A 6,800-nucleotide genomic window follows, 5' to 3' on the forward strand; every position below is an offset into this window, starting at 1 on the left:
ACGATGGTGCCGGCTCACCAGCACCACCCCAGAGCCGGTACCATCCCCCCAGAACGCCGGTACCAGATCGCTGGACCACCAGTACCAACTCACGCTACGCGCCACCAGCTGCTTTTCCCGGCCGGCACCGTCGTTGAGGGGCCGGCCGTGGGTGCCGTGGAGACGGCGGTGGCCTGGGCGAACCACGCGGTGTGGCTGCTGACGAATGATGAGCTTTCCATCAACGCAGCGCACAACAAGCTCAAGCACGGTCTAGCGACATCCGCGCGCGGAGACGTTCGCATCGAGCTGATCACGACTCAGCCGAACGAGGACGGCACTATCCCGCTCAACGCCTTCGGAGTAGGTAAGTCACTGCCGCTCTTTGACCGGCCGATGCTCACGTATCTCAGCCGACCGCCCAAGGAGTTGCGGCAAGGTCTGGAAGCCATCTCCCTCCGTGTCGACCTTCCCGTGGTGCTGGCTGAGACCTGGATGATGGCGAACTTGTACGCGGCAATCTTTCACATCGCCGCACGCGAACACTTCGGCGAAGAGATCCCGGAAGGTGTTGCGCCCTATCCAACCCTCGTCGTGGGTCGGCTTCCGGAACACGTCATCGGCGGACGACCCCTTGGGTATCGGTCGGCGGTAACACTCCCGCCTGACGGCACGACACAGCCGCGCCCGTCAGGGGTCATGTTCTATGACAAGTTCTGGCCGATGAAGGTTGACTTTGAGAGCAAGACCCAAGGCATCGTCGTCGACGGCTAACCACTCGCCCGCGAAGCGGGGCTGGCCTCAATTGAACTGGAACGTCCGGTAAGAGCTCTGCACGTTGAAGCGGCGGCCTTCCTTCCGGCGCTGCAGGAATCCCGCGATGGTGTCGACGTCGTTCGGGCGCATGCCCAACTCGCGGCACTTCGCACGCACCTGCTCGACGGTGATCGGCGCCCACCGCTCCGGCCGGTTCATCATGTCCGCTTTGAGCTTGTCCTCTTCGTTCCACTTCAGCCCCGACGAGTAGCCAGCGGCCATCGCGGCGGTGTGCTCCAGAATCCCCTCAACCCCGTTTGGCAATGGCTTCCGGGGCTCCGCAGGCTCTTCGACAAGAAGAGGCTCCACGGTACGCCCACGCAGCAGATGCATGGGGTTGGCATCCTCGATCCACTCCGCCGTCTCATCTTCGTTCCATTCGATGACCACGAGTGCCTCCGCATCGACGCCCCATAACTCGTTCAGGTGCTTGCTATCTGGCCAGGCATAGAGCACCCGATGGCCGTCCAATGAGCCGGTGGAGAAGCCCTTCCACGTGAGATGAAGCACTCCCGGCTGAGCCACCAAGCGCTTGAGGCTGTCGCCGGAGAACTGACGCTGTGGCGTCACCACGACCACAGAGCTACCCGGCTGCTGCAGTAGCCATCCAATGGCTCTTAGGTTCTGGGGCTCACGAGATGTCTCACCTTCACTGAGCCGAGAGATCGCGGCAGGGAACTGGTACGCATCGGACGCCATCGCGCATCTCCTCGCTTCGGGTTCGGGATGCTCACGCTAGTCGCACCCTCCGACATCACTGACCTTGACCGCGCCGTGAAGGTCTCTGTCGGTTTCGGGTCGAGATCTCACCCGACTGTGTCGACGTTGAGAGCGCCTGGGCCTTACCGCGGTCGTCGCTAGTTCCGGTTCAACCCATGCCGTCGCGTATCGAGCACAACCTTGAAGTGGCTCTCGGCCGCGTCGATGACCTGCGTCGGCGTCGACGGGTCGAACACACGCAGAAGCGAGTACCGGAAGCTGCTGGGATCGAGTCCGCGCAGTTCGACGTTTCCGCCGTGCCCATTCGCGGCGTACGCGCTCCATCGCTGCCGGACACTCTCTGCGCCATCCGCCTTGCCGACGTACTGACGTCCATCGCGGGTGTCCGTGATGAGATAGATCCCGACGACCGAAGCAAGCGCCGTACGCCACGACGCGTAGCGGTGCTCGCGCATCACGGCCTGCAGCTGCGCATACTCCAGGACGAGCCGATCGAAGCCGGGGAACGGCACCGGCTCCGCGTCCGCGATGCCCACCACTGGGTAGCTCGCGGCCGTGCTGGCCCGCATCCACCAGGTGCGCGGCGACCTCCAGCCGATCACGAGACGGTTGCGGAGATCCGCCATCTGCTCCGACTCCACAACATCGAAGATCCGGCGCACGCCGTCATTCGAGACCTCGCCACGGTTCTCCACAACAGACCAGAGCCGTGCCTGATCACCACCCTCACGAATGAAGACCGCCCAGAAGCGAGGCGGAACGGCCGGGAAGCGCTGCGTGTTCGTGGACTGATTCCTCGTGTACTCCAGGATCCCTGCATCGGTCGAGTCTGCGTGGATGCCCTGCAGTCCACTGTCCTCGTGCTCCTTCACGTAGGCATGCCGGATCACCAGCGCATCAGCAAGATCGATACCGGCGTCGAGCAGGAGCGGGCCAAGGGTCAGTGCCATCGATGGCTCTCTTCGTCGTGCGTTCTCATTGAGGGCCTCCGTCACGCGATCGTCGCCACGGCGCCGCCGGATCGCCGTAGGTATCAAGAACGATCTCGCACCAGGTGCGGCCGGCATTCACCGCAAGACGCGCGTGCCTGGCAGTCAAGTTCGATGCACGCGTGCGCCCATGCCCACTTCCCTCGGCGTTGCGCAGCTCGGTGATCCCGATGGCGATACCCTTGAGCCCACCGAGCACCTTCTTGATCGTCGCTGAGCTGTCAACGGCGCCACTCACGCCGGAGGCCGACAGGCCGAGCACGTCCTGAGTCTGACTGAGCAGGGCGGGCAGGTCCGCATCTCTGGCAACGGTCACCTCCAGATGCTGAAGAACGGTCTTGGCCGTAGCCTCGATCAGCTCCTTGACCGCGCCGACCACCCCGGCAGGATCGGAGTCGAGCAGCAGCTCGATTCGCCGGAAGGCATCGCGGATACCCGAAGCGTCGCGCAGGCCGTCGAGTCCAGACAGCGACGAAAGCGCACCGCTGACCATCGTGATCTTTCGGCTGGAATCCACCGAGAAGCCGTCGACCTCGAGTACGCGGGTGAACGGGGTGATGTCCTCACCGCCGAACTCGATAAGGAAGCTCTCGTAGACACGGAGGACGCGGCGGATGTGTTCGAGGCTTTTCCAGTCGACTGAGGCCTCGTACTCAGCCCAGAGCGTGACGCGCTGACCTCCGAGAACCGTCGTCGTTCCTGGCGCGAAGCCTTCGGCCTGCCAGATACGGTCGATCTCCCGGAGCACCATGCGCTGCGAAACCGCGTCACGGAAGACACCTCGTACTCGACCGGTGATGAGGTCAGTCACGATCGCCTCCGGCAACTAACGACGATGCCGAAGCTCTCTCGCTTCGGCATCGTATTCGTAGTCCACGATGTCGCCGGAGGTGATCAGCTCGATGGCTTGGTCGATCACCCGCAGGGGCACGGAGTACCACTCGGACGGTTCGTAGACGCGGCCGTCCTTGCCAACCTGACTGACACGGAGGCGCTTGTCGCTGAACACGCGGTGTAGTAGGTGCTCAAGTGCCGAAGTCTTGAGGTTGTAGGTGCGGTAGCTGGCGACGATCTCGACCGGCGCCATCAGGTAGGTCGGCTCGCGGTCGGCATGGGCGATTCGCGTCTCGACCGGGCGGCGTGAGAATCCGATCTTGTGGAGGTCGGGCACCTCCACAATCTGCGGGTCGTCGCTGAGCGAGCGCAGGACGTAGACATACCCCGTCGCCACATCGTCGGCCAGGATCGACTCGAGGGCGACAGGGACGACGGCCTGGCCGTGTCCCTCACCCATGCGGATGCCGAGGGACTGCCGGTACATCGAGGATTCGGTGCCGTTCTCGAAGATGACGCGCAACCGCTCCCGACGATTCGCGCGCACAGTTGATTCCTTGTACTCGGTCTCGCCGACCTCTGCGACGAACAACATCACGCCGTTGAGCACAAAGAAGGAACCCTCGCTGATGTACTGGATGCCGGGGAACGACACCAGCTTCGCGGTGCCATCCGCCAGCTCCGCGTGCTTCTGCAGGAACAACGGCTCGAAATGCTCAAAGTCCTCTGCGCGGATGCGCTGTGCCGCATCGCTCGTCGCCTCCGGGATCTTGCGCTGCGGCAAGTCGGAAGTATCGAGAATCCCCATGCCGTCGGCGAGTAGACCAAAATCGTCGCCGTCGAGCAGATCGTCGATGGAAGCCGGCGCCTCCGGTTCCGCGAGCAGTCCGAACTCATCGAGGTGCTTCAATGCCGTGATCTTCTCGTCGCTGGCCAGGATTCCATCGAGTCGCGCGCCGAGCTTGCGCTCTGCGATCTCCCGGGTGTCCGAACGCGGTGCCCGGTCGTGCTCACGATAGAACTCGACGATCTCTAGGAAGGAGCGCTCCAGCCGGTCGGAGCTGGTCAGCTTGGGTGCCTTCTCCGGGGTGTCGAGCAGGCCGTCCTCGTCGGAGTCGAAGATGCTCTGGAAGTCGATATCGCTCATGACTCCTGCAACCTCTGCTGGGCTTCGTGCTCGCGCTTCTTCTTGCGCAGGAAGAGCAGTGCCTCCGCGTAGCGCTTCTCGGTCGGGTCATCACTGCGCACATCGGGCTGGCGGCGGTTGACCTTGGCGAACTGCTGGATCTTCGGCCAGAGCAGCAGTGCCTCCTCCTCGGTGATCTCGATGCGGGTCGCCGTGATCGTGTCCTGGATGATGCGCAGCACCTGCGGCGTCACTGACTTGGAGAGCACTTCGAAGGCGCGCTGGAAGGGGTTCACCTTGTCGATCAGGTTGATGTCGATGTCGTCGATGTTGACGAACTTGTCCGACATCTTGATGAACCGCTTGTCCCCGACGTCCTTCACCTCGCCGTTCTTGATGACCGAGTCCACGACGACCTGCTGACGCAGTTCCTCGACCTGGGTCTCGTTGAGGTCGGGATACCGCTCCCGGATGATCTTCGGGATCAGCACTTTGTTCGTGATCTCGGCATCGAGGTTGCCCGCAGCGGCCTTGACGAAGGTGTCGTCCTGCAGGATGGTCGCCTTGAGGTCGTTCAGGTCGGTGGCGACGATCTGCTTCACGCGATCGGTCGACGGCTCCTTGAAGCCCTTGATCCGCAGCTCCCCCGGCTGCGGGGCGTCGTCGTTGCCCGTCTTTGTCTTAAACGTGAAGTTGGGGGCGAGCACCTGCTCCATGAGCAGGGACGCGGTGATCGCCTTGAGCATGTTGTTGACCGACAGCTTCACCTCATCGGTGGTCGCATCAGGCTGGGCGATGAGGTTGGTGAACTGCGCGTGTTCCTTGCCGGGGCTATCGCGCGTGACCCGCCCGATGATCTGAATGACCTCGGTCAGCGATGCCCGGTAGCCGACGGTGAGGGCGTGCTCCGCGAACGGCCAATCGAAGCCTTCCTTGGCCATGCCGAGCGCGATGATGATGTCCACCGCGTCGCGTTCCTTCGACGCCACCGACGTCAGGTAGTGCAGCGTCTCGGCTCGGGCGATCTGGTCGGTGTCGTCGACGAGATCCGCCACGCGCACGATCTGGCCGTTGTCGCGGCGACGAATCCGCATGACATTCGAGTCCTCGGTCTCGGTCGCAATGACCTGACCGATGGCGTCGAGGATGAAGCCAACCTCTTCGATCTTGTCCTTGGTCGACTCGCCGCTGTTGACGTTCGGGATGTGGATGATCGTCTTCTTGTCGAGATCGAGGATCTCGTGGATCGCACTCGTGTAGCGGCCCTGGTAGAAGTGGTGGCCGATGCCGAGCGACTTCAGGTACTCGTAGCCATTGAGCTGGTCGTAGTAGTTGAACGTGACCGGCGTGAACTTGGCCTCGTCCTCCGGCACCAACACCGGCACCGAGTCACCCCGGAAGTAGGAGCCAGTCATCGCCACGATGTGGGCGTCCGATCCGGCCATGACACCCTTGAGCAGGTCGCCCAGGCGGTTGGTCGAGGTATCGGCCGAGACGTGATGGAACTCATCGATCGCGAGTACCGTGCCGTCGAACGCCGAAGCAGGCAACTTCTCGTAGGCGAAGCGCAAGGTTGCGTGTGTGCAGACAAGCGTGGCATCCGGCCCATTCAGGAAGTCGACGAACTGCTGCACCTTGCCCGACGAGGAACCAGGCGTGCAGAGGTTGTTCTTCTCCTTGATCTCCCAATCCGCGAAGAAGCCGAACAGGGTCAGGTCCGTCGTCGCGAACGATCCGCCGATCGAGCGCTCGGGCACCGCGACGATGACCTTCTTGCGGCCCTGGTTGTAGAGCTTGTCGAGCGCGACGAACATCAGGGCGCGAGACTTGCCCGAGGCCGGCGGCGCCTTGACCAGCAGGTACTGCGCGCCGCGCTGCTCCCAGACACGCTGCTGCATCTCACGCATGCCCAACTCGTTGGTCTGGACGCTGCTGCCGGTCTGTGCGTACTGCACGTTGACGACGTTCGTTGGCTTTTTGATCGCCATCACTTGCGCTTCTCCTCGGCAGTCATCTGTTCATACATACCGAACAGATACGACAGGCGTTCCTCGTCGTTATCGAAGGAACGCTTGCGGTACACCGCATCGACCAGCTCGTCCAGCTCCTGATGCGCCAACCGAAGATCGTCCGGCATCAGGTCGGGGTCGTACAGCTCCGCCAGGGTCTTCTCCGAGTGGTACTCGCGCACGTCGAGCACGCGAAAGGCCGCTTCCGTGAGTTGCTCCTTCGCTGAATATTCGCTTCTCTGAGCGCCATGGGTATCGCGGTTGAGCGCCACTTGCTCGTCGACGCGATCTTGTCGTTGAGCGCCACTGAGTATTCGGGTTCGGTGC

The 6,800-nt window shown here is 62.8% G+C and carries 7 protein-coding genes; 1 reads left to right on the forward strand and 6 read right to left on the reverse strand.

What is annotated here, in order from left to right; all coding sequences use genetic code 11:
• Nucleotides 1-147 precede the first annotated feature (147 nt).
• Nucleotides 148-753 (forward strand): hypothetical protein, encoded by a 606-nt coding sequence (locus tag IEX31_RS18005; protein ID WP_188744775.1) that lies wholly within the window; start codon nt 148-150, stop codon nt 751-753.
• Nucleotides 754-780: 27 nt separating this feature from the next.
• Here the strand turns inward: IEX31_RS18005 and IEX31_RS18010 are convergent, their stop codons facing one another.
• The 6 genes from IEX31_RS18010 to IEX31_RS18035 all read right to left on the reverse strand — a co-directional run.
• Nucleotides 781-1,494 carry a hypothetical protein gene (locus IEX31_RS18010; protein WP_188744776.1) on the reverse strand — a complete coding sequence of 238 codons (714 nt, stop codon included), beginning with the start codon at nt 1,492-1,494 and terminating at the stop codon, nt 781-783.
• Nucleotides 1,495-1,652: 158 nt separating this feature from the next.
• The gene (locus IEX31_RS18015; RefSeq protein WP_229662484.1) at nt 1,653-2,510 is read right to left on the reverse strand and encodes a GIY-YIG nuclease family protein; all 858 of its coding nucleotides are present in this window, start codon (nt 2,508-2,510) and stop codon (nt 1,653-1,655) included.
• On the reverse strand, nt 2,491-3,315 hold the full coding sequence (locus IEX31_RS18020) for an abortive infection family protein (protein WP_188744777.1): 825 nt from the start codon (nt 3,313-3,315) through the stop codon (nt 2,491-2,493). Before IEX31_RS18020 ends, IEX31_RS18015 begins: the two co-directional genes overlap by 20 nt.
• Before the next feature lie 15 nt (nt 3,316-3,330).
• Entirely contained in the window at nt 3,331-4,485 is a 1,155-nt protein-coding gene (locus IEX31_RS18025; protein WP_188744778.1) for a GIY-YIG nuclease family protein, read from the reverse strand.
• A complete protein-coding gene (locus tag IEX31_RS18030; protein WP_188744779.1) occupies nt 4,482-6,452 on the reverse strand; it encodes a DEAD/DEAH box helicase in 1,971 nt (656 codons plus the stop codon). The genes IEX31_RS18025 and IEX31_RS18030 overlap by 4 nt, the downstream gene beginning before the upstream one ends.
• Nucleotides 6,452-6,800 (reverse strand): type IIL restriction-modification enzyme MmeI (locus IEX31_RS18035; protein ID WP_373285550.1); only part of this gene is annotated, 349 nt, incomplete at its 5' end. The genes IEX31_RS18035 and IEX31_RS18030, both read right to left, overlap by 1 nt.

The organism is Agromyces bauzanensis, from assembly GCF_014645655.1.
In the GTDB taxonomy this organism is placed as follows: Bacteria; Actinomycetota; Actinomycetes; order Actinomycetales; family Microbacteriaceae; genus Agromyces; species Agromyces bauzanensis.